The organism is Methylobacterium sp. Leaf469, from assembly GCF_001424745.1.
Lineage (GTDB): Bacteria > Pseudomonadota > Alphaproteobacteria > Rhizobiales > Beijerinckiaceae > Methylobacterium.
In genome coordinates this window covers 1-22,746 of record NZ_LMRE01000018.1, presented here as the reverse complement: position 1 = coordinate 22,746, position 22,746 = coordinate 1, and the positions used below count along the sequence as shown (strand labels likewise).

Below are 22,746 nucleotides of genomic sequence, written 5' to 3'. Positions count from 1 at the left end.
CTTTTTCCTCACGGGCCTCCGCGGTCATGTCGACGGCCTCGGCGCCCCAGAACTCCGTCTGGTCGCGCTCCGCGTCGGTGAGCCCGAGTTGCTCCCCCAAGAGCCGGGGCGTGATGACGAAGGCGTGCTCGATCAGCTCGGCGCGGACCTCGGCCTTGGCGTTCTCGCTCAAGCACAGGTGCCGGACGGACCAGTCGTGCAGGTCCGGCACGAACCGGGGATTGCGGGCTGCGGCGGCAGCCTCGATGGCAGCGAGGACACGGTACAGGTCCCGGGCGGCGTCGGCCGGCACGCGCTTCCGGCTATACCGTAGCTTCTTCAGCGCATGAACGCCGCCGATCGCCTTCGCGAGGTGCCCCGCGTTCGTGATCTCGCGCGCGCCGGCATCCACTGCCAGACCGACAGGAAACCTGTTTTCCGCTTGGCCGGATCGAACTCTTGCGATATGCGTTGGGAGATTGAGTGTAGCGCCTGCCAGGGCGAAGAAACCAGGGCCTTCCGATTGCAGTCGGGGGGCCCTTTCTCGTTCATTGATCCCTTGGGCGCCCTTCAAGAGGGCGTAGGTCACAGTATTCCGGCCTCCGTTGCTCGGATCATGTAGGCTTGGTGAAACAGCTCATTTGCGCATAGGCGGGCCGTCTTCTTCGGCAGGCCTCGCGCAACGAGACGGCGCGCGTATTTGCTGCGCTCGTAGGTGAAGACGTCCTCCAGATTGTCGGCGTGACCATCCGGTAAGCGGGCCGTCATGGCCGCCAGGACCTTGGCGTTCTTCGACAAGGGGAACGGTAGCACTTCAGCGACGTGGGACAGGTCGCGCCCCGGGCCGATCCGATGGCGCTGAGGGCTCCGTGGGCGGCGGGCGGCGTCACGGCGTCCCGTCGCCGCCCGCTCGGCCGGCGTCGGCTTCCTGGGGGCTCCCTTGCGCTTCTTCGCCGGGATCGGGGGGAGCGACAGGCCGGCCGCATCGAAGAGGTCCGTCATCGACGTGCCTCCGCGGTGACGTGGGTCGGAATGGCGACGGTGTTCATTTTCCACTCCCTACTAAAGCGGAAATAAACTAACCGTACCAGTGACTTATAGGCAAGTGCGTTTCGATTGCCCGGCTATTTGCCCGAGCATTTTCCCGGGGATTGATGCCGCCGGCCTGTGGTGATCGCCCCCACGAGGTCCCGTTCCGACAACCTGCCGTCGAGGTCTTCTTGAGGGTCGCGTAACCGCCTACCCGTCACTGTGTCCGCGGGCCAAGTTGCATACCGGCCCGAGCGTAAGATGGACGGCCCTCCCCGCCAGCCCGTGAGCAGATCGGGCGGCGGGGCTGACCAAAACGCGCTTCAGCATGTAAATCGCTCTACCCGGTGCTAGGTCCGAGTCGTGACGCGGGCAGCTGTTCTGATGTCCTCAACACGCGTTCCAATTGCGTTGAGGGATAGACGCATATCGTTGAAGACCGGAGCCTCCCACTTGGGATCAGATATTGTGAGAAGTGCGGTAAACGGTACACCTTCCGAGGGCATGCGCACGCCCGCTCGCGTCAGATACTCAATGGATAAGCGCCAGTTCGAGGAGCGACCGACGCCAATCGGCATTGTCTTGGAGAACATCTTCACCGGACTCCACTTGAGGCCGTGTTCGATGCGTTCTGCCTCAATAGTTCGGCGCTCGGCTGCACCGGGCAGGTAGACAGGATCGAGTCGACCCTTCCAGCGAGGTACCCCCTCCGCATCAACTTCTTCCTGTTGCAAAGCCGCATCAACATTCACTCGAACAAATTCCGAGCCGAAGCGGGTGTCCAATGGCGGCGTCGACACTAGCGTCAGTCTTGCCGCTCCACGGCATTTGCCGTCCGGCGTAATAAGAGACGCTGGCCATGCGAAACGAAATGAAATTTCTTGGTCTGGGCGTATGCGAGTCGCAAAAACTAGGGTGATTTGATGATCACTGCCCTCAAGGATTTCATAGGCTGGTGGGGGAACACCAAAGCCGGCAAGGTCTTTTGCCACCGATGCAAGCCGTTTACCGGCCAACACGTCCGGCATGCGCGCATGGTGCAGGAGCAATCCGGTTAGGGTCTCACGTGACACTTCGCCTTCGATACTATGTTCTAAGACGGCGGCGGTTTTGGCCACGAGTGGGGATGCGTAACTCGTGCCGCATCCATCAGTAACATCGCCGTCTGGATTGAGGGAGTAGAGGCCATGCCCCAACTGGGAATGGCGGGAGCCGGACCCGCCGATGTGGGCAAGGTCCGGCTTAACACCGGCTCTCAGTCCAGGTCCCCGTCGAGAGTAGCGCGCCGGCGCGAAGGGAATGACGTTTGACAAGCCAGGCGGATTTAGTGCTGCAACAGATATATTCCGTGTGCTTTCAGCTGGCATCAAGACGCCGTCGTCGCGAGCAGCGGCGAGTGCAACGAGCGCCTGCGTCTCGTCTTCGGGCCACTCTGCACGTAAGTTTTGTGGGCTAATATTACCTGCTGAGATGAAGAATATAGCGTTGTGTGCCGTTGCGATATCGTCCAGCTGTTTTGCATAAGAACTATACCGCTTAGGCTGGGCTGGTAACTGGATATTCAAGCTCATATTGAAAATTCGAACATTATGCTGAGCCTTTGCGTCAGCAACGGCGTAATCGACCTCATGAAAGAATTGCTCGATACCATCGGGATAATAGCTTGGAAATGCGCCATTGGCGTTGGTATTGGGTAGGACAGCAAGGTCCGCTATTTCGACACCATCTGGCTCGGGACAAACGTCGCCACCGTTTAGTGCGTTACCTGCAACTGCCAAGCCGCCGATGAAGGTGCCATGGTCGGCATCGATATCCTCTTCGCTGAGGACGCCCCACCGATTGATTACCCAGTCAGAAAGCACGTCGCCGACGCCGCCGTCGATGATACCCATTTTGGGGTACGTGCGGCGAGCGTTACGCACGGGAAGGATGACGTCAGCCGGTCTGATGCGGGTGGACCCCGCACTTTCTTGGCGTCTCAGGCGACCGCTGACGGCAGTACGCGTGACAATGGGCGGAAGTTCTACGCGGCGTACCAAGGGGTGCTTGTCGAGGAACGACAGGAGGCGGCGGTGCCGGCTGACATCTGGGTCGAACGGGATCAGTTCCCGTGTACCGAGACGGCGCTCTACCTGCGGCGTTCGTCCAAGCTGGATAGTCGCTGGTGCGATGGGACGGGCCAAGCGCACCGTTATCTGAGGATCTTCCAGCTCTCCGCGCGCCAGCCTCTGCACAATGAGGCCTCGGCCGACCGCGTTGAGCCCTTCGATAAACGTCCTGTAGAGCTGCTGCCGAGCTTCTCCCTTGGCATCCCATCTGTCACGGGGTGGGGGTACCTCGAACAACTCCACCTGATAGCTGCTGCCGGTGACGGGGTTGGATAGCCATGTGACAGCTGCCTCAACCGAGAAGTCACGACGGTCTTCCGGTCCGTACAGTTCGACGCGTTCGACAGCGCCGGTTTCGCTCCTTAGAGGGGTCGGGTGCGGCTCGTCGCGCCCTGTCCGATCGTTGCGCTTAATGCGTGTACGTTCCTCCGCCTGGTCGACCTCGTGGGCGATCGCCTCAAGCACAATGGGCGTAGCCTCGAAATACAACTCACCGAGGTCGCCGCCCCCAACTAGGGTAATGAGTTCTGGTTTAAAGAGTTTTTGGAAGGGACGATGGCTCTTGGCCCACGCTTCACGGCGAAGGATCACCTTGACGATTCCAATGCCTCCCTGGGGCTGATCGCGGATAGCTTCTCCTATCGCTGTCAGCTGGGTCCTCAACGCACGCTTGTGATTTCGGAACTCTGCGTCGCGGTGGGCGAAGAAATCCCGACGAGGCCCCCCACCTCCTACCTCCCGCTTCTGCTCGAATGCCTCGGTGTTCAGAATGACCTGGATCGGACCCGCCACCACTTCCCTCCTGTTACATCAAAGCCAGAGATCGCAACAAACTGACCATATCATGCAACGAAGCGCGTTTACAGCGCAACAAAAATGTGTGAAATGACGTTCTTGTAACGTTCCGACGCAACGGTAGCAAAATGGACCACTTTCCCATCCTTCAGGCATTGTGCCGTGCGGCTCTTTCTCAGCCCACGCCTGCTATTCGAAAGCAGGTCGAACGGCTGAGGGACGCACTCGCTAAGGACGGCGACTCGAAATCCTCCGGTGCACTGTCTAGTCTTCTAACAGCTGCAGATCGCAACGTGGAAATGGCACCCAGCCGAATTACGACCTCGCGGTCGCAAATACCTGGAGAAATTCTCACGCGAAATACACCGGTGCCGGTCGATAAAGAGACCTCTGCTCCACTAGCGGAGCTGATTTTCCCAAATGAAACTAATATGCAGGGACCTATTTTCGAGAAGTCCATACATCAGGCGATTATGTCCTTGGTAGAAGAGTGGAATAGTTTTGATAGGTTGGCAGATGTTGGTGTGCATCCCTCGCGCAGCTGTTTGATATATGGATTTCCTGGGACCGGTAAAACGCGACTTGCTCTATGGATGGCGACAAAACTTGATCTACCGGTAGTTTCTGTCCGTATTGATGGATTAATATCATCATTTCTAGGAACTACGGCAAGAAACATTGGGAATTTATTTGCGTTTGCCAATAAGTATCGGTGTGTTTTACTTCTAGATGAGTTTGATGCGGTTGCTAAACTAAGAGACGATCCTCAAGAAATTGGGGAAATTAAGCGCGTCGTGAACGCGCTTCTCCAAAATCTTGATATCCGTCGTGATGTCGGGATTACGATCGGCATTACAAACCACCAAAATCTGCTCGATCCTGCAATTTGGAGGAGATTTGAAGTGCAGCTTCAAATTCCGAGACCAGATTTTGATACACGTATAAAATTGACCGAGAATTTCATGTACCCAATTAATGCACCTCGGGAGCATTTGAAATTGATTGCTTGGTTCACAGAAGGTTCTACAGGGGCAGAAATAGAGTCGGTTGTTAGATCATATAAGAGATCTTCCGTTATAAAGAATAGTGATGGTGATGGATTAATTGATACGTTGCGTCAGTTTGCTATATTAAATAGCGCCCGTTTAGAGCCGTCTCGTCGCAGCCTCCTATTTGCGGAGGCTGGACATTTATTTAAGGTTCTGCATGAAGACGAAAAGTTAGATTTTTCGTATGAAGATATTGGTGATATTGCTGGCAAGGATAAATCTTCTATCAGTCGAGCTATTGCAAAGGTATAGGAACCATTTCGAAAACGTAGCACTCTTCGAGCATTCGACCATACATCCGGTTTTGGAAAATGCGTTGATCTTGCGTCGAGGGTTGTTGTAGAAGAGCGCGTCGCATCTGATCGTATGGCGCGCTGCCGCGGAGCGTGCTTCTGCCCTCCCTGTTGGGAAACCGGGTTGCGGTTACCGGTCTGAGGCCGGGGTGAGACGAAATTTGAGCCCGTCTGGTGTCGCGCCAGGCGGGCTCACTCGCTTCAGCGGCTCCGGATATACGTGAACGGTAGCGTGCAGACGTGCCTGCCGGCATCGTCATGGACGTCCACGATCCATGACGACCAATCGAGCCGGCCGCCGCAGCTCGCCATCACAGCTTGAGCTTTCCGCGCGGCGTGCAACCACACCAGAACCGGATCAGTCACGCGCCGCCCAGCGCGATCGAACACGGCATGGTGACCATCCGTGCAATGAAACCGGTAAAGCCCGGCTGGCACTCGCGTATTCCGATCTTTTCCACAGGCGTGCACAGGGAGCACAGACGCTTTCTGGCGCCAATTGACCCCGGCATGCCGAACCTATCTGTTCCCTTTTCGTTCTGAAATGGATGAGGGCGTGATGGATCGAGAACCTGTGGAAATCCGTCTATCCGACGCCGAGGTGATCGCGCTCGCCTACCACCGGGCTGCCCATGGGGATGCCTGGGCTGCGCTGGTGCGGGCGGTCGAGGACGCGCTTGCCGACCTCGCGGAAGCCGAGCGCCGGACGATGCAGCGGGACCGGCTGATCTCTCGGGGCTACGTCCGTGGCGCTGTGCCCCTGGCACGGGCGAGCGCAGCCCCGTGAGCCCTTATGCCGTGGATGAGCTGATCCTGCGTAGCGCGGACGCCGTCCGCGTGCCGGTGATCGGACAAGCCCTTTGTGCTGGCTTCCCAAGCCCGGCCGATGACTTCATCGAGGGTGCCCTAGAGCTTCCGCGCTGGCTCGTGCCGAACCCGCCTGCGACGTTCCTTATGCAGGTTCGCGGCGAGTCCATGCGTGGCGCCGGCATCCACGACCGGGACCTAGCCTGCATCGATCGCAGCCTCCGCGCAGAGGACGGCTCCGTCGTCGTGGCGGTGGTCGACGGGCAGCTCTCGTGCAAGCGCCACCGGATCGCCGGCAACCGCGCCCGGCTCGAATTCGACAACCCCGACATGCCCGCCTTCGCCGTGGACGAGTACGGGGAGGTCGAGATTTGGGGCGTGCTGCGCTTCTCGATCCGATGGCACCTCGCACGCGGGCGGCTGTCGTGAGCGCCTCAGCGCCCCGCCTACGCGATCCAATCGGGGGCGGGCGCGCCATTGCGCTCATCGACGGCAACAGCTTCTACTGCTCGTGCGAGCGTGTGTTCGATCCGAAGCTCGCCGGGGTGCCGGTGATCGTGCTGTCCAACAACGACGGCTGCGCCATCGCCCGCACCGCCGAGGCCAAGGCTCTCGGGATCAAGATGGGCGACCCGTTCTTCAAAATTCGGGAGCAGTGCCGGCGCGACGGCGTGCGTGTTTTTTCCTCGAACTACACGCTCTACGGCGACATGAGCGCCCGGGCGAACGCGGTCTACCGCGAGTTCGCATCCACCATCGAGATTTACTCGATCGATGAGAGCTTCCTCGATCTGTCGGACGTGCGCGCCGATCGCCGCCTTGAGCTGGCGCGCGACCTGCGCGCCACGGTGCGGGCCTGGACCGGCATCCCGACCTGCGTCGGGATCGGCCCGACCAAGACGCTCGCCAAGCTCGCCAACCACATCGCCAAGACGCAGCCGACCCTTGAGGGCGTCTGCGACCTGACCGACCCGGCGGCCTACGATCATTGGCTCTGCCGGATCGCGGTGGCTGAGGTCTGGGGGATCGGCCGCGCCTCGGCCGCCAAGATCGAGGCCATGGGCGTCGACACGGTGGCGGACCTGCGCGACCTCGATCCGCGCCCGGTGCGTAAGGCGATGACGGTGGTCGGCGAGCGCATCATCTACGAGCTGCGCGGCCTGTCGTGCCTGCCCCTTGAGATGGTGCCGGCTCAGCGGAAGGGCTGCGCCGTCACCCGGTCGTTCTCCCGCCGCGTCGAGGATCGCGGCACGGTCGAACAGGCGGTGGCCGCGCACGCGACACGCCTGGGCGAGAAGCTTCGACGCGAGGGCCTGGGCACCGACCAGCTCACGGTGTTCTACCATACGTCCACCCACGACCGCGGCGACCCGATGCGGTCCGTCTCGACCACCGTGACGCTGCCCGAGGCGACGAACGACAGCCTCGTGCTAATCCAGGCCGCACAGCTCGGCGTCGCCAGGACTTGGCGCGAGGCGCCGGGCGACCGGCCGTGGCGCTACAGTAAGGCCGGCATCATCACCACTGACCTGATGCCCTTGGTCGCCTCGCCACGCGCGCTAATCGGCCGGCTCGACCGCGAGCGCAGCGGCCCGCTCATGGCGGCCATGGACGCCTGCAACGGCCGGTTCGGGCGCGGGACCGTCGTGCCGGCGCGCGCCGGTCTTGCCCAGAAGCGCACGTGGAGCACGAAGTTCGAGATGCGAACGCCTCGCTACACGACCCAGGTGGCCGAGCTGCCGATCGCTCATGCCTGACGTCATGGTTAGCAGAACGTTAAGGCCTGCCGACGATCCTCCCGTGACATCCGTCCGAACGCTCATTCAACCAGACGTATCGCAACCCTATGAGAGTTTAAAAAACCGATGGGTCAAGCTAGGCAGAAAGAACGTCTTCTACGGCAAGCTGCAATAGAAGAAATGGGGAAATGGATGGTACCTGCACAGGAAGGTGAGGCAGAGTTATCGGCATATTTACAAGGCAGGAAGCCAATTAGAATACAAAGAGCGTCAGACGAAGACATAAAGTATATGAGAATGCTTCCGCAGCAGTGCCACCAAAACTGCATTACTTACAAAAGATTAGACCCAGAAAAAAAGTCTGAAATAGTCTCCGGGTGGTGGTGTAGAGGAATAGCATTTGTTTCTCATTCAGTAATTAGAAGGGACGGCGTAATGTTTTGCATTACGCCGTATCCGTACGAGGATAATTGGTTAGATTTTATAATAGACGAAGACATAAAGATGATAGAGGGTGGAGAGGTTGTGGAATTCATTAGAAATGGGGTGGATCTTCCGAGGTTCGCAAGATTAAACCCTGCAGAAACGGCCGCAGAGAGTGCATGGGTTAGGAGTCGGTTGATGAGCGGTATGCGTATAGAAAAGGCTATGGATATGAGAGAATACAGACATCCAGTGTAACCAGTAAAATGCAGGTACAATATGTCAGCTACCTAAGGGTCTCTACCAATCGCCAAGGGCGCTCAGGCCTTGGCCTGGAGGCTCAACGGCAAGCTGTGGCTGATTTCCTTAAGGGCGGTACCTGGCGTCACGTAGCCGAATTGGTCGAGGTCGAGAGCGGGGCACGCGATACACGCCCCCGCCTCATTGAAGCCCTCGCGCTCTGCCGGCTGCACGGCGCCACGCTGGTGATCGCGAAGCTCGATCGTCTCTCGCGCGACGCCGCGTTCCTCCTGAACCTCCAAAAAGGCCAGGTGCCGTTCGTGGCCGCCGACATGCCTGAGGCGAACGAGCTGGTGGTCGGCATCATGGCGGTGGTCGCCCAGGCCGAGCGCAAGATGATCTCAACACGGACCAAAGCTGCCCTCGCGGCTGCGAAGGCGCGCGGGGTGCGCCTCGGTCGGCCAGAGAACTTGTGCAACGAGAACGTCGGCCGGGCCCGGGGTCGTGCCGCACAGACTGACCGGAAAGAGGCTCGTCTGCGTGATCTACGTCCCATCATCCAGGCAATGGAGGCGGAAGGACACCGATCCTTTCGAGCTTTAGCAGCCGAGCTGAACACCCGAGGCATTCCAGCTGCCCGAGGTGGCTCGTGGTCGGCGACACAGGTCCGGCGGGTATGGGTACCAACGACGTAGATGCGCCCGCCCCTACGTATGACATGCCTCTGATGGAGGGGTGAGTAGGGCCACATCCCCTACATGTCCCCCCGACGCTCCCCAGTTGACGAGAGCATCTTGGCCATCTACGCCGGGTATGTGTCGCATCTCCGAGGGGCATCTCAATGGCCGAAGTCCTTACCGTCCTCACGTTCAAAAGCACCTCCCACATTCTCAATTGCCGCGGCACCGAGTCGTGGAAGATCAGCCGGCATCGTGCCCGGCGTTGCGCCTACGTCGTGTGCGTCCGCCACCAGCAAGGTCCACATAAGGCTGAGGGCAACGAGCCCCACAAACACGCCTTTTTGGTTGGAAAGGTTAGTGACGTCGTCCCATCGAGCGAAACGGAAGGTCGTTTCCGCGTTGAGATGTCAGAGTATGCTATCATCGACGGTCCTTATGTACCGCTAAATAGCGCTAGTCCGACGCAGTACTTTCCCTACTTAAGCAGCATTGGCATCGACGCTGCTAAACTCGACTGGAAGCCTATCTCTGAAATCTTGGGCGAGGACGTATCTACCTCTCCCGTCAACGCACTCGCCGCCGAAGATGTCCACGAGGATGTTGATGATGGCGAAGACATTTCGACCATGTCGCTGCTCATGCAGGCTAAGAAGTTGGTTGCCGACGGGCTCCACGTGCCGCTGAGCAGCGTCGAGATCATCATCCGCGCCTGAAGCGGCTTATACGATCCCCTCGGCGCTCAACGCCGGGGGCCTAGCTAAGGCTGGGCGACTCGTTCGCCTTGCCCTGACCGACCCTACCCCGTCATCATCGGTGTGCCAGAGACCCCTGAGCCCATGCCGATCAAGCCCGAGCACCGTTTCTTCTACCCGATCGACTGGCCGCAGCTCTCGGCCGTGATCCGGTTCGCGCGCGCCAAAGGAGCGTGCGAGCAATGCGGCCGGCCGCACGGCAAGCTCGTCCTGCACCTGGGCGACGGCCGGTGGTGGGACGCCGCAGCCGGGCGGTGGCGCGACGGCAAGGGTCGGCCGCTCAAGGCGCAGCCGGCGCCGGCCGAGGTCGCAGCGGTCGTGCGCCGGACCCGGGTGTACCTGGCGACGGGGCACCGGAACCATGACACGTCCGAGAACGGCCCAGGCAACCTCGCAGCATGGTGCCAGCGCTGCCATATCCTCCACGATGGGCCCGAGCATCGCCGTAGGCGGCACGCGAACCGGCAGAGGCGCCGAGCCATCGGAGACCTGTTCCTCGGCGCCTACGGACGATCCTAGAACACGACGACGAAGCTGTAGACGTTGCCGCCGTGGGAGACGGTGCGGGGCGCATCTTCAAACGTTTGAAAATGATATGCCTCAGTCCTCTAGATCGGCCAAGATACTGATAGCAATTCTATGTAAGCGTCTCGCAAAAATGAGCGATACAATGATGCTCCATCCAACTACACAAGCTGTAAGCCATTCAGACTGCTCTATCTTCGAAAATCCGTTTACCTGAAATCTTTTAGCTATTGCGTAAGAGTTATACGATAGAGCGATAAAAGGGGATACGTATCCCGTAATGGTTATGCCAACAGCTAAATTGTTGGCGTAGGTAGCCCTGATCTTCCTGATCTCGTTCCTAGCCGCCTTCGTCCTCTCAGGCTTATCAGTCTGCGCGGTCATCTTGGGGTCGCTCCGGTTGCTGCGCACACCGTACAGCATGGGGCAGGCCGGGGCGCCCTAAGGCGGCCCCGGCCCTTCACCGTCGGTCGGTACTCGCCAAAGCTCTGACCACGGGTTGCGGGTCGTGTGCGGGGCCAGTGGCCGGCATCTGCGACGCGCGTTCTTCAACTACCTCGCGGACCGGCGCCGGCCAAGGGCTCATGAGGGGGGCGTGACGCCTGTCCACCGGCTCAGCCCGTGCACCGAACCCGCTCGGCCTGCGCGCGCCATCCGTCGCGATCCCGCTCGGCCTGGGCGAGCCGGGCCCGCAAGTCCGTGTTCTCGGAATGCAGCTCGCCGGCATCGACGGCCAGCTCGACACACTGCTCCTGCACCTCGGCGAGCTGCTGACGGAGTTCCACGTTCTCCATCACAACGGCCATGAAGTCGGCGGATCGCTGGCCCGAGGCTGGTCATGCTGGCGATTTAGGTCAGTCCGTCAGGCGGCGCCACCGCGGGAGCTGCGGCGCCGGGGCGCGGCCGGGTTTACAGTTTTTCTGCGCACCGGGGCTGCAACTCGATGCCGTCGAGGTTCGGACGTGCAGCGACTAGATCGCGAATAATGCTCCACGCGATTTCATCATGCATTCCGTCAGCGTCGTTAATTCGGTCTTGGGTAGAGATATCTTCCATATCGTTCAGTAGAACAAGGCATTTGAGCTTCACTTCTATATCAGCCTCAATCAACGGAACGAATGCAACAATATCAGTCGCAATTTCTCTCCATCGATTGCATAGAATGCTAGCCTCTCTTTCTTCTTGATCGACGTCTAAATCGCGGTTCAGTTCGTGTTCGCGAAAGTCGGACTTTAGCGCAATAACCCGATCCAATAAGCTGCCTGTTTCGATTTTGTTCTCAAAATGTGCAGCTTTCCTGTAAATGCTCAAATTCACCTCCAGTTATGTACGTAGGTTATCTTAGCACTGAGCTAATAAATTGCTAGAGGGTTGCTTGCCGGCTTCGGCAGCTCATAACCGTGGCAACTTGACTCTGCCCGTGGCGCGGTCTCTTCCGTCAGCCGCGTTGAGGAAGCCTTAACCGTAAGGTGCCCTCCTGATCGCAGCATGAAAGATAGCGTCTTGCATGTAGATGGACGCAATCAGGAGGACAGGTGCCGGCATGGCGAAACTCATAGGCTTGGCATCGACCAAGGGCGGGGTTGGGAAGACGACGATCGCGCTCAACCTCGCGGCGGTGCTGGCCCGTCGTGGCGCCCGCGTCATGGTCCTCGATGCCGATCCGGCCGGGCACGCCGCGGCGGTCGCGGCGATCGGCGCCCTGCCCTACCCGGTCCAGGCGTTGCTCCTTGAGGAGGTCGAGCCCAAGGCCGTCGCGGCCTGGACCAAGGCCGTGCGCGGGGCCGACGCGGACTATGTGATCCTCGACGCACCAGGCGCCCTTGGGCCAGCCTTCGGCGCCGTCCTCGCCATCGCCGATCTGGTGCTGGTGCCGGTCGGCGCCTCAATGCTCGATATCCGCGGCGCGGCCGAGACCGTCGGCATCGTCCGCCGTCACCGTAAGGCTGGGGGCCGGGGGCGTCCGGATATCCTTGTGGTGCCGTCCCGGGTAGACCGGCGTACCGGATCGGGGCGCGACGTCGTCGGCACTCTCGCCGGCCTGACGGAGCCTGTGGCGCCGCCCGTGACGCTTCGGGCCGTCGTAGCCGACAGTCTGTCCGGCGGCGAGCCCGTGCCCGCCGACAGCCCCTCGGGCCTGGAATTCGCCGCCCTCGCCGATGCGGTGAGCATTCGACTGGAGACCCTGTAATGTCGTCCAAGCCCCGCAACCGCGCCGGCATCGATGCCGACGCCGTCGCCCGCATGATGCGGGAGCAGGACGAGCAGGCCGAGCCGGCCGAGGCAGCACTGGAGGCCGCGCCCCCTGCCCCTGCCCCTGCCCCTGCCCCTGCCCCTGCCCCTGCCCCTGCCCCTGCCCCTGCCGAGCCCGCACCGCCGCCACCGGCCGCCCCGGCGCCGACGGCGGTTGAGCCGAGAGAGGCCCTTGGCTTTGACCCTGGCAAGGTCGATGGGCGCACCCTGCGCCGTACCGGCCGGGAGCCCTTCGCGACCCGAATCAAGCCCGAGACGCACGAAGCGCTCAGGCGGATCGCCTACGGTCGCCGCATCACCATCGCTGAGGCGCTGGAGCTAGCTGTTGCAGCATACGATGCAGGATGATGGCCGAATGATAGACGCAAGATTGTAGCTTGAAAGTCGCTCGGCCTTGAGGCCCTTCCCTGCCGCATCATGACCTGGGGGGAGAGCCAAGCCCGCCGGTGGGAGATCGCCGAGAACCTGCACCGCGCCGACCTCACGACGCTCCAGCGGCATGAGCAGGTCGCCGAGTGGATCGCGCTCACGGAGGCCGATACGGCTGAAAAACCTGGGCAACCTGCCCAGGTTTCGAGGGGCGGGCGCGGCATCAAAAGTGGCCTGAGTGCCGCAACCCGAGAACTTGGCATCGAGCGTACTGAAGCCCGTCGCGCCACCAAGATCGCCGGCATCAGCGCCGAAGCCAAGGACGCCGCCCGCTCGGCCGGCCTGGAGAACAACCAGGCCGCCCTCCTGAAGGTCGCCGCCGCCGATGAGGGGCGCCAGATCGCCGTCGTCCACGACATCGCCGCCGCCCGCCTCGCAGCTAGAAATCTGTGTGCATGATTGCCGCAAGATGGTTTCTTGATAGGCTCATGCCGCTCTGCCATTGTGGCGGGCGTTGACTTCGCACCTCTGCACGGTCGACATGTCGTGTCCGGCCTAGCTCGCCTAGTGCGAGTCGTGAGCCGGCATCAGGAGAGATCGCCGCGAGATAGACCCTGAAACGACTACGGCCCCCCTGTCGCCAAACAGGAGGGCCGCGAAATCGATAGGTCTGTGAGGACCAGTTCCAATCCCTCACAAGCCATACAGCGCCCTTGGGTGTCAAGCGGGAACGCCAATTCCCGCATCGAGAAGTCGTGCCTTGTGCCTGCCGCGGCCCGAGAGGGTTGAGGACGATGTTTCACGCGACCATGGCTGCCGCGATCGACGGCGCGCGGACGCTCGCGCACATGGATGCCCTGTCGCGCCAGGTCTGGCAGGCACACGGGGCAGGGGCCGTCGGCGACGACGAGGCCCAGGCGCTCGCCGAACGGCTCCACGCCCGGCGCAGCGCGATCCGCGAAGGCATCGTGCCCGTCGGCATCCCGGCCGGCCGGCCGAGCCTGTTCCCGCCGCGTCGGCACGTGGCCTCGCCCGACAAGGTCGCCTCGCGCGACCGGCGCCGGCTCCTGGCGTGCTCCGGGCCGATGCCGCCGGCTCTCGCCGCCCGCTTCACCACGGGGCAGCTCGCAGTGCTCCGCATCGTCGCCGACGAGGTGATGGCCAAGGGCGTGTGCGGGCTCTGCATCGACGCAATCGCGGCCCGGGCCGGTGTATGCCGCCGGCTGGCGCAGGCCGCCATCCGCCTCGCCGAGGGCGACGGGCTGCTGACCATCGAGGAGCGGCGCCACGAGGGGCGGAAGAACTCGCCGAACCTCATCCGCATCATCAGCCGAGAGTGGCAGGCATGGATGCGTCGCGGGGGTGCTCACCGTCGGAGGCAGGCCGAGCCGGCGACGCTTGCCCAGGGGATAGGGTGCAAACCGATTCACCCCACGGATAGCGGGGTAATTACGGGGACAATTCGGCCAGCGGAACCGTCAAAGAGGCTGCCGGAACGGCAGAGCCGGACCCGACCGTGAAGGTGTTTTGAATTCGTAGCGATCTGTAGAGACGGCGGAGCCATGTCGAGAACGCATCAGGCCGGGCGGTATGCGGAACGAGGGGCTACTGGCCAGGTAAATATGGACTAGTCATAGATGTCGTAATATCAATTATTAGCATTGCATTGAAGATTAATATGATTATGCCAACGAATGTTAAAAATAAAAGCATGAATGGGCAATCAGCAGGGTGTAGTACGTTATGGAGCTTCTAATTGCGATCTACGAAAATGCTGATCTGAGCCTATCGCTACAGGTATCAGCGGCTTCGGCATCGTTTCCCGATTAATCTCTAATCGACTTGAAAATTAACCATTTATAAACGCAATCAAAAGTAGTTAGCCATCCTCCCTTTCCACCAAGTTTGGCGCATGACCGACTTAGTGCCCGTTCCAAGAACGAATCTCCCCGAGAGATTCATTGCAAGTTCTCAAGCTGTTTTTCTTGGGCAACAAGCATCATCTACTATTTCTCCGCAAGACCTTGTGGAAATAGCTAGCAATTCGAATCTCAGAGATGCTTTCATATATAGGTTTAATCAGGATATTACTGATCAAAACCTAAAAAATCTTATTATAGACTACGTTGAAGATACGGCGGAAGCTTTAGATAATAACATAAATAATACTGAAGCTGTTATAGAATTGGTTGACAGAGCGAGCTTTCCGATCGCGACCGCAGCCGTACTTTCTGGAATTGGACTTTTCGCTAGTGTCGGCGTATTCTTTGGGCCGATTGCAATATTTGCAGGAGGCTTGATAGGTCTCGCTGCAAGCGGAACTGGGCGTACTATCCTAAGAATGAGAACAAATCGGAATAAGTCCGCAATAAAGAAGCTCTATAAGTTTGCCTCTAAACTTAGGGGTCGGTGATGAATCACTTACAAAATACCGACAGTGTAAATCTAGTTTTATTATATATTGGAGTCTTTGTTGCGACTTGGTGTGTGCTAATTGTCTTATTTGCAATATTTAAGTCTAATTCAAGCAAATCGTCATCTCTATATGCTGTAAAAATTGCTTTTGCAGGGAACGTTCTTGAGTTCGGTTTGCGTGTTAGATACGAAGGAGAAAGTAGAATGAGGGAAGATACATCCCGTCGGGAATGATATATCTTGTAACTTATAAGTCGTCATGATCTTATAAGAGATCTAGATTTATATAATCCGATCTATCTTTTTGGACGTTTTGCCGCGCACTGGCCAAAGCGGATCTAAGGGGATAGCGAGGCTTTGTTACGATCTGAGCTTACAACTTCGTCCTCGCCTTTGTGATGCGGATGCCGGCCTTCCGCCGGTCGAGCCGTAGCCCGATTGCGGCGAGTTTCGGCGCAAGTCCGGCCATGGCCTCGCGAAGGTGTCCCACATCGCGCCAACCGCCCCCCGCGGCGACGACGGCCTCGTCATGCCGGCCCGGCGTCGAGAGGGCCTCAAGGGTCCGGACGATGACGGGCGTCGTTCCGATCCCGCCGGCCGGGCCGATGATGATCCGCGCTTCGGCGTCGACCCGCCATAGACGACCGGCGGGCGGCCGAAATGCCGGCTGGACCTGAGACTGAAGCGCTCGCGTGGCCGAAGCCGCGATGGTCGCGGCCTCGGCGCGCAGCCGCTCGCGTCGCGCCCGGTTGGCGGCCTTATTAGCGGCGGCGGTCATCGCTGCGTAATCGACCCTGCCGTCGGCCCGGTAGAGGAAAGCGGGCCGGGTCATTGAAGCGTCCCATGGCCGGCCGGGGCGTCGGCGAGGATCGCGCGCACCGCCGTCCCGACCTCCGCGGTCATATCCTCGGCGATCACCAGGGCGTGGTCGCGGACGTCATCGAGTGAGGCGCCGGCCCGGCCGATCAGGTCGACCACGGCACGGCACACGACGGCTTGGGCCGCCGTGGCCGCCGCTTGAACGACAAGGTGCTGGGCGAGCTGCTCTACCGCCCGTTCCAGGGCTTCGATCCGGTCGACGCTCATGGGCCCGCTCCCGCCGTTACGCCGTCGCTGAAGGAGTTCTTATTCGCGTTGGCGCGAGCCTGGATACCGCCGAGGGCGCCGCTGGCGTTGGAAGCTGCCGAAATCGCCCCAGGTATCGCCCGAAGGGTCGCCAGGAACTTCTCCGCGACCGACAAGCCGCTCGAAAGGCCTGAGCTGTCCACTTGGGGTGACACGGTCGTCGCGCCGGCCTTTTCGAGGCTGGCGCGCAGCTCGTCGGCGAGGGTGTGCAGGCCGTCTAGGCCCCCCGCCTCGACCTTCGGGGCGATGGTCGCGGGGATCGCGGCCGGCGCCGGCCGGCCGTCGAGGCCCGGGAGACGCACGGGGGCGGGCGCCGGCATCCCGGCCCGGCCGGGGGGCAGGGAGCCCTTGCCTTCGAAGGTCCCGCGGGACCTCTCGCGTTCCTGGCGCATGACCCTCATGGACTGCGCCAGGGAGCTTTCCTTGCCCTGGATGGCAGCGATGACACCACCATTGGTGCCGGGGGTCAGCGCGTCCGCGATGGCGCCGTAGATCGCCCCGGCGGCGACCGTGACACCGCCCAGCCCGAGGCTCAGGCCCGCACCGGCCGTTGCCGCCGCTGCCGGGGCGGCGACCGTCGCCGCGGTGCCGACGGCACCCTTGCCGGCGAGGGCCACGGCAGCCCCATCGAGGGCCGCGGCCGATGCCGTCAGGGCTGTGGCGGACGTGCCCAGGCCGAAGCCGGTCATCAGCTTGTAAGAAAGCAGTCCAGCCCCGGCGAGGCCGCCGGCCGCGACAGCCCCGCCACCGGCCACCGCGAGGCTCGGGTGATCCTTCGCCATGACGGCGAGGTCTTGGAGCCCGCCTGCAAGCCGCTTCATGCCGCCGGCCGCGCTCTCCATGAGCGGCGATGAGGCGGTGGAGATGAGGTTCTCCATGCCGGCCTTGAGGGCCTTGTACCCCTCGGTGGCGTCCTTGGAGAGGTTGCGGGCGTACATCCCCGACATGCTGTCGGACTGGTTGATGTTGGCCTCGTCCTTATGGAGCCGGGTCCGGCTCATCTGCTGGGTGAGGGCCTCCGCGAACAGGTTGGAGTTGGAGTTGCGGAACATCGTGCCGAGGGCCTTCGAGAGCTCCAGCTTGTCGTCGGTGTTGACGCCCTTCTTCTGGAGGGCCGGGATCAGGACGGTCTCCGCCCACTCCAGGGGGTCCGACAGGGCCCTGTTTGTGTCCTTCACCGCCCCGGCGTTCCACGACGTCACGTGGCCGCCCTTGATCCGGGCCTTGCTCTTATCGAGCAACCCGGCGTCGACCCATGCCTCGGCCTGCTTCTGGTCGTTCGCCCGGCCCATGATGACGCTGCGGAAGGCGTTGGCCGCCGTACCCGCCCGATCGCCTCCGAACTCCGTCACCAGGGAGGGGGCGATCTTGGTCAAAAACCGCTCGTTGTAGAGCGGCAGGGCCGCCTTCGCCTGCTGGCCGAAGTTGAGCATCTCGGCCGGGTTGAAGTTGCCGCCGCTGAAGGCCATGGCCCGGACCATCTCGCCGGCCTCGCGCTGGAAAACCTTTGTGTTCCCGGCGGTGCCTCTCATCTCGAAAAAACGTGCGGTCTTGTTTCCCATCTCCCCGGCGCTGTCGGTGATCTTGCCGCCGGCCGCTGCGTGCACGACCGCCGTGGCCTTCTGGACGAACGTCAGGTTCTCAAGGGCGTGGTGGAGGTCACCGAAGGCGCCAACGGTCTCGTTTACGACCTTCAGGTTCTCCTCAAAGGTCGCGTGCGGCACGGCCCGGCTGGTCCGCTCCGAATGCTCCTCGATGTCCTTCATCTCCGCAGGGGTGCGCCCCGCGTTCTGAAGCATGACCCTTTCATGCTGGAGACGTGCGCCGGCCCGGACGCTGTGACCGATCCCGTGGGATACACCGTGCACACCGACATAGCCGGCGGCCCCGGCGCTGGCGGCGTGGAGGACCCCGTTGCGGCGGACGTGCCGATCGCGCTCCCGTTCCTCCGCGGCGTGCGCCCGGGCCTCAGCCAGGGCCTCTCCATCAGCGCGCAAGCGGGTCTGACGGGCAGGGCGCGACATGCCCTCCGCGAGCCGCCGGCCGCCGTCGATATCGGCCGACTGCCGGCGACCAGCGGCGCCCATGCCACGTGTTATGTCCCGGCCGGCGGTTGCCCGGCGCAGGGCCTCGGCGGCCTCGGCCTGGTCGCGATCGGCGCGGGCCTGCCTGCCGGATGCCACGGTGGCCCTGAGCTGCGCCGTGGCCCGGCGCTTGGTCTCTACCGCGCTCGCCGCTGCCGCGACGCCGGCCGCCTCGTGGGCGGCGACCTGACGACGGACCGCGACCGTGACGGCCTCGATGTCAGACCGCACCTTGCGCTGGGCCTTGGCTATATCAACCAGGGGCGTCCCGGCGCGCTCCAGCTCCCGGCCTGCCCCGCGGACGGCGATCCTCTGGCGGGTGAAGGCGTCTTCGACGCCGGCCGCGGCCCGGATCGCGGCGGCATTGGCCCGGCGCGCGGCCTTCAACCCGGCCGCGGCCTCCGCGACGGCGCCGGACCCGACGAAGCCAGGATAGTTGCCGGACCCGGAGGCCTTGGATCGATCGAAGAACTGCACCTTCCGCTCGGCCGCCACGAGGGCGCGCGCCGTCTTTTCGACCTCACTACGGGCGTCCCGGAGACGCGCTCCAAGGCCCTGGAGGCCCTTCGATGCGGCGGCGAACCCATCGAGCTTGCCGGCCGCGGCCTGGAGGTGGCCGAACTGCTTTAGCAGATCGGCCCCGCCCGACGTTGCCTTGATCTTGTTCGCGCTCGCGCCGAACTGCCTCATCGCCTCGGCGTCGGCGCGAAGTTTGGCGACTAGCCCGGCGTCATCGACGCGGATCGCGAGTGTGGATGTGAGGGTGGACACGGTGATGCTCCCAGGTGTGCGCCGTCAGAGCGCGACCCCCTGACGGCACCCCCGGCGCCCCCGATCCCGCGTTCGCGCCGGATTGATGAATTGAAGTGTCGCCGTGTAAACCTTGACCGCCGTTCCAATTTTCATTGTGCGTGACGCGGAGGTTTACTGCCGTTTGCTGACCGACGACGGGCCATCTAGGAATGTCACGCTATATCACCGGACGGAACCTCTATTACGTCCGGTAATTCTTGAATTTCAGGCGCGCTGGCCCATTGCCATCCGCTCGGCCCTCGACGGCTCGACCTTGGCGACGACCCGAGCGGGCCCTACGGGGCGCGTTTCGGTCTGAGGCCGGCGATCGGCGCCCTGCCGGGCGACCCCGTAGACGTCGGGGACGTACAGCGCGTCGACCAGGGAGGCGGGCTTCGCGCCGCGCTCGGCCGGCAGGAACTCGACCACCTCGAAAAGGCGCTTCCGGCTGTAGACGCGGAGGTGATGTGCATTCGGCAACATGAGCGAGCCGGACCCGTCACCGCGCGTGACGATTTTCTCCTGGTGCCCGGCCGCGACGCCGGCCTCGTCTACCCACTTCTCCACGGTCTCGCGGCGCAGCTCCTCCCGCGGCCGGCCGGGCAGGACCCGGAAGGCCTCGACGCCGGGCAGGGGGCCGCCCTCGCCGGCATCGGCCAGCGCCCGGTTCGCGGCGACCGTGGCGCGCTCGGCTTCGACCCGCAGGGCCAGGATCGCGCGGGCCCGGGCCGCCATGTCGGGTAGGTCGCGCTCCACGGCCTCGCGGAAGGCGGACTGCGCCGCCGTGGCGGTCTCCACGATGGCCGCCAGGGCCGCCCTGTCCTTTGCCTCGACTGCGGCGGCGGTCTGAGCGGCGAAGCGGTCCACGAGCATCCTCGCTCGATCCAGACGGATCGTGGCGGCCCGGCGGTCTTCATCCAGCTTGCGCAGGCCTTCGTCGGTCGCGCCCAACAGGGCACCCTGGTAGGCGGCCTCCGCGTCCTCGACCCCGGTCTGAGCGGCAACGAGTTCGTCGGCGGCGGCGTCACGGTCGTTCGCGAGCTGCGGAGCCGGCGCCGGGGCGTCCTGGCGTGCGCGGGTCAGCAGGGCGCGGAATTGTGCGAGGCGCGACATGGGCTTAGCCTTCCGATCGCGCGTTGAGGCCGGCCTGCGCGTTCGTCTCGGCGACGACCTCGTCCCAGGAGATGGCGCCGGCCTGCGCGGAGGTGTTGTCGTTGCCCTTCACGGCCCCAGCGCTCTCCCACTTCCGGCGCTCGGCGAGGATGCCGGCGTCGTACCCGGCGGCCCACGCGGCCGGGTCTTTCTCGGAGAGGCTCGTGACCTGATTGGCCGGTGCGACCTGCGCCGTGGGGGTCGGGACGTACCCGACCGCCTCTGCGACGGCCCGCGCCACGGTTCCAAGCGATGGGGGGAGGGTGAGGTTCAGGCTCATCGGTCGGCTCGGGTTTTCGAGGGGGCGGCGTCGCGCGCGAGGCGATCGTGCAAGGCGTCGGCGACGAAGGAGGACACGGGCACCCGGCGGACCTCTGCGGCCAGGCGCACGGCCAGGGCGAGGTTCGGGGGGACGCGGACGTGAAGGCGCCCCTGCCGCGCGGTAGCGGCGTCCTCGGCGGCAGATGCGGGCAGGGGCGACTTCATGAGGGGCATGTTGCCCCGCCCGGTCATGGCCCGTCTCAGGGCATAACCGGGCACAACGATGTATAACTACGCGCGCGCGCGAGGCAGAGGCTGCCGACCGCTCATCCAAGATCGCAGGTCAGCCACATTGACGTACCAACGGCCTCCCCTCTTGAAGACCCAGCCCGGTCCGTCGCCGTGCCGGTGAAGCGTGCCGTCGCCGCACTTCGCAATCCTTGCGGCCTGCGCGATAGGGACGCTTTCTGGCGCTTGGAGCACCGGGGCGGCGTCCTCATCCGGCGGGATGCGGGCGAGCTGGTACGCCATCCGGCGCACCTCGGCGTCGCGGGCGGCCCGCATCGTGGCGATGGCGCGGGCCTGCGCGTCGAGGGCGTCAATCTCGGCGATTGTGGACCGGATGCGGGCGGCCAGGCCGGCGGGATCGTGGCGCGGCGCCGTCATCGGGAGGCCCCCCGGATGGGGGTGGGCAAACGCAACGAAACCGCGATTTCTCGACCACCAAAAACGCGCAAGTCCCGGGCTGCGTCGGCACCGCGGCTCCTCCGCGCGCGTCCACGGTCCCTTAACGCGCTGGGAGCCCCGTCACCGGCCGCGCCCGCCCGCCCGGCCCCGAACACCGACCCGACCCGCCGCGCCCGTCCACGGCCAAGCCAGCGCACGCACGGGCCGGTCGCATCGTGCGTCTTCATATGAAGACACATGCCCCGCACCGGCCGCCGGCCGCCCGCGCCAACCGTTGGGATATCGCAACGGTCGACCCGCACGGGCCCGCCGCCCCGGGGAGCCGCCATCGTTGAGCGCACCCGGATGGGGCAGAGCGGGCGAACCGGGGAAGGCGGGGACGTCTGCTGAGATTTCAGCACACCCCTTCCCGCAACCTCGACGCCCCATTCGCCACCCCTTTGAACGGTGGCGAGGGCATCGGTTTCAGAATGGGGTGTTGGCATATGCCAACCCCTCGGGGGTGAGGCGCAAAGGTGGCGGTGCGTCACGTTTAGGCTCTGCCGCGAGGGGCGGCGCGCTCGCGACCCGCAAGGGGAGAGAGCGAGCGCGTCGACCCGCCTCGCCCGGGCGCAGGGGTGAGATGCCAGGGTGCAGAACCAGGCACCCGGCGCGGCAGGATGCAGTGTCAGTCCTTCAGCTTGGAGAGCGATCGTGGTTTGCGTCGCGCTACCCGCATCCTGTGCGGCGGGATGGTCGGGATCGCGGACCTGAAGGCCGCGACCGCTCCCGTGCGGCAGGGCGAGGCGTCGCGACCGAACGATCCGGAGAGCTGTCCTGAGAGGTAGAGGCTGGTGAGGACCGTTCTGAGGTTCTGGCTCTAGGCGAACGGACGCGAAATTCTCACGTTTCGGGCTCAAAACACCCCCCGCGAACGGACAGAAATTCTCACGCATGGGAGGTGCCTTCCAGCTTGTGAGCCCGACGGTAAAGGGTTGCTTGGGAGACGTTCGGATAGAGCTGCCGAGCCTGGGCAAGCGCCAGGGCAAACGCCTTGTTCTTCCGCGAGCTGGCCCGCTTGGCGCGCTTCCTCTCACGAGCCTTGGCGCGCTCTTTTTCCTCACGGGCCTCCGCGGTCATGTCGACGGCCTCGGCGCCCCAGAACTCCGTCTGGTCGCGCTCCGCGTCGGTGAGCCCGAGTTGCTCCCCC

26 protein-coding genes are annotated in these 22,746 nt (G+C 63.0%); 13 read left to right on the top strand and 13 right to left on the bottom strand.

Features of this window, described 5'->3' with window-relative positions; genetic code table 11:
* From ASG60_RS10870 to ASG60_RS22010, 3 genes are all read right to left on the bottom strand, one after another.
* On the bottom strand, positions 1-568 hold a 568-nt coding region (locus ASG60_RS10870), incomplete at its 3' end, for a hypothetical protein (protein WP_156398869.1).
* Positions 565-981: a hypothetical protein gene (locus ASG60_RS10865; RefSeq protein WP_056385566.1), complete on the bottom strand. Its 417-nt coding sequence runs from the start codon at positions 979-981 to the stop codon at positions 565-567. The genes ASG60_RS10865 and ASG60_RS10870, both read right to left, overlap by 4 nt.
* A gap of 377 nt (positions 982-1,358) precedes the next feature.
* Positions 1,359-3,908 carry a S8 family peptidase gene (locus tag ASG60_RS22010; protein WP_082531721.1) on the bottom strand — a complete coding sequence of 850 codons (2,550 nt, stop codon included), beginning with the start codon at positions 3,906-3,908 and terminating at the stop codon, positions 1,359-1,361.
* 131 nt (positions 3,909-4,039) lie between these two features.
* Here ASG60_RS22010 and ASG60_RS22005 point away from each other — a divergent pair, with 131 nt between their 5' ends.
* The 8 genes from ASG60_RS22005 to ASG60_RS10830 all read left to right on the top strand — a co-directional run bounded on the left by ASG60_RS22005 (position 4,040) and on the right by ASG60_RS10830 (position 10,413).
* Positions 4,040-5,212, top strand: a complete 1,173-nt coding sequence (locus ASG60_RS22005; RefSeq protein ID WP_082531720.1) for an ATP-binding protein — start codon at positions 4,040-4,042, stop codon at positions 5,210-5,212.
* Between the two features lie 600 nt (positions 5,213-5,812).
* Positions 5,813-6,040, top strand: coding sequence for a hypothetical protein (locus tag ASG60_RS10855; RefSeq protein WP_056385570.1), 228 nt, complete (start codon positions 5,813-5,815; stop codon positions 6,038-6,040).
* Complete coding sequence (locus ASG60_RS10850) at positions 6,037-6,489, top strand: S24 family peptidase (protein ID WP_056385562.1); 453 nt, start codon at positions 6,037-6,039, stop codon at positions 6,487-6,489. The genes ASG60_RS10855 and ASG60_RS10850 overlap by 4 nt, the downstream gene beginning before the upstream one ends.
* A complete protein-coding gene (locus ASG60_RS10845; protein ID WP_056385560.1) occupies positions 6,486-7,817 on the top strand; it encodes a Y-family DNA polymerase in 1,332 nt (443 codons plus the stop codon). The genes ASG60_RS10850 and ASG60_RS10845 overlap by 4 nt, the downstream gene beginning before the upstream one ends.
* 108 nt (positions 7,818-7,925) lie before the next feature.
* Positions 7,926-8,480, top strand: coding sequence for a hypothetical protein (locus ASG60_RS22690; RefSeq protein WP_162244788.1), 555 nt, complete (start codon positions 7,926-7,928; stop codon positions 8,478-8,480).
* Between the two features lie 8 nt (positions 8,481-8,488).
* The gene (locus ASG60_RS21995; protein WP_082531717.1) at positions 8,489-9,157 is read left to right on the top strand and encodes a recombinase family protein; all 669 of its coding nucleotides are present in this window, start codon (positions 8,489-8,491) and stop codon (positions 9,155-9,157) included.
* Positions 9,158-9,303: 146 nt separating this feature from the next.
* Complete coding sequence (locus ASG60_RS22685) at positions 9,304-9,855, top strand: hypothetical protein (RefSeq protein WP_156398867.1); 552 nt, start codon at positions 9,304-9,306, stop codon at positions 9,853-9,855.
* A 123-nt stretch (positions 9,856-9,978) separates the two neighbouring features.
* Positions 9,979-10,413 (top strand): hypothetical protein, encoded by a 435-nt coding sequence (locus ASG60_RS10830; protein ID WP_056385555.1) that lies wholly within the window; start codon positions 9,979-9,981, stop codon positions 10,411-10,413.
* Between the two features lie 620 nt (positions 10,414-11,033).
* Here the strand turns inward: ASG60_RS10830 and ASG60_RS10825 are convergent.
* Both ASG60_RS10825 and ASG60_RS22680 read right to left on the bottom strand, forming a co-directional pair.
* On the bottom strand, positions 11,034-11,225 hold the full coding sequence (locus tag ASG60_RS10825; protein WP_056385552.1) for a hypothetical protein: 192 nt from the start codon (positions 11,223-11,225) through the stop codon (positions 11,034-11,036).
* A 103-nt stretch (positions 11,226-11,328) separates the two neighbouring features.
* The gene (locus ASG60_RS22680; RefSeq protein ID WP_156398866.1) at positions 11,329-11,730 is read right to left on the bottom strand and encodes a hypothetical protein; all 402 of its coding nucleotides are present in this window, start codon (positions 11,728-11,730) and stop codon (positions 11,329-11,331) included.
* 232 nt (positions 11,731-11,962) lie between these two features.
* On the opposite strand from ASG60_RS22680, the gene ASG60_RS10820 reads away from it, so the two are divergent.
* From ASG60_RS10820 to ASG60_RS22675, 5 genes are all read left to right on the top strand, one after another.
* Positions 11,963-12,610 (top strand): ParA family protein, encoded by a 648-nt coding sequence (locus ASG60_RS10820; RefSeq protein ID WP_056385550.1) that lies wholly within the window; start codon positions 11,963-11,965, stop codon positions 12,608-12,610.
* On the top strand, positions 12,610-13,020 hold the full coding sequence (locus tag ASG60_RS10815; protein ID WP_056385549.1) for a hypothetical protein: 411 nt from the start codon (positions 12,610-12,612) through the stop codon (positions 13,018-13,020). The genes ASG60_RS10820 and ASG60_RS10815 overlap by 1 nt, the downstream gene beginning before the upstream one ends.
* A 69-nt stretch (positions 13,021-13,089) precedes the next feature.
* A complete protein-coding gene (locus ASG60_RS10810; protein ID WP_056385547.1) occupies positions 13,090-13,500 on the top strand; it encodes a hypothetical protein in 411 nt (136 codons plus the stop codon).
* A gap of 350 nt (positions 13,501-13,850) precedes the next feature.
* Positions 13,851-14,561 (top strand): hypothetical protein, encoded by a 711-nt coding sequence (locus tag ASG60_RS10805; protein ID WP_244476639.1) that lies wholly within the window; start codon positions 13,851-13,853, stop codon positions 14,559-14,561.
* Positions 14,562-14,953: 392 nt separating this feature from the next.
* Positions 14,954-15,454, top strand: a complete 501-nt coding sequence (locus ASG60_RS22675) for a hypothetical protein (protein ID WP_156398865.1) — start codon at positions 14,954-14,956, stop codon at positions 15,452-15,454.
* A gap of 375 nt (positions 15,455-15,829) precedes the next feature.
* Here the strand turns inward: ASG60_RS22675 and ASG60_RS10800 are convergent, their stop codons facing one another.
* The 8 genes from ASG60_RS10800 to ASG60_RS23040 all read right to left on the bottom strand — a co-directional run.
* Entirely contained in the window at positions 15,830-16,288 is a 459-nt protein-coding gene (locus ASG60_RS10800; protein WP_056385545.1) for a hypothetical protein, read from the bottom strand.
* Positions 16,285-16,542 (bottom strand): hypothetical protein, encoded by a 258-nt coding sequence (locus ASG60_RS10795; protein ID WP_056385544.1) that lies wholly within the window; start codon positions 16,540-16,542, stop codon positions 16,285-16,287. The genes ASG60_RS10800 and ASG60_RS10795 overlap by 4 nt, the downstream gene beginning before the upstream one ends.
* Entirely contained in the window at positions 16,539-19,436 is a 2,898-nt protein-coding gene (locus tag ASG60_RS10790) for a hypothetical protein (RefSeq protein WP_056385541.1), read from the bottom strand. The genes ASG60_RS10795 and ASG60_RS10790 overlap by 4 nt, the downstream gene beginning before the upstream one ends.
* A 246-nt stretch (positions 19,437-19,682) precedes the next feature.
* On the bottom strand, positions 19,683-20,570 hold the full coding sequence (locus ASG60_RS10785) for a hypothetical protein (RefSeq protein ID WP_056385540.1): 888 nt from the start codon (positions 20,568-20,570) through the stop codon (positions 19,683-19,685).
* 4 nt (positions 20,571-20,574) lie between these two features.
* On the bottom strand, positions 20,575-20,889 hold the full coding sequence (locus ASG60_RS10780; RefSeq protein WP_056385538.1) for a hypothetical protein: 315 nt from the start codon (positions 20,887-20,889) through the stop codon (positions 20,575-20,577).
* Entirely contained in the window at positions 20,886-21,122 is a 237-nt protein-coding gene (locus tag ASG60_RS10775; protein WP_056385536.1) for a hypothetical protein, read from the bottom strand. Before ASG60_RS10775 ends, ASG60_RS10780 begins: the two co-directional genes overlap by 4 nt.
* A 39-nt stretch (positions 21,123-21,161) precedes the next feature.
* Entirely contained in the window at positions 21,162-21,536 is a 375-nt protein-coding gene (locus ASG60_RS10770) for a hypothetical protein (protein ID WP_056385533.1), read from the bottom strand.
* Between the two features lie 948 nt (positions 21,537-22,484).
* Positions 22,485-22,746: hypothetical protein (locus ASG60_RS23040; protein WP_162244787.1), on the bottom strand; the 262-nt coding region annotated here is incomplete at its 5' end.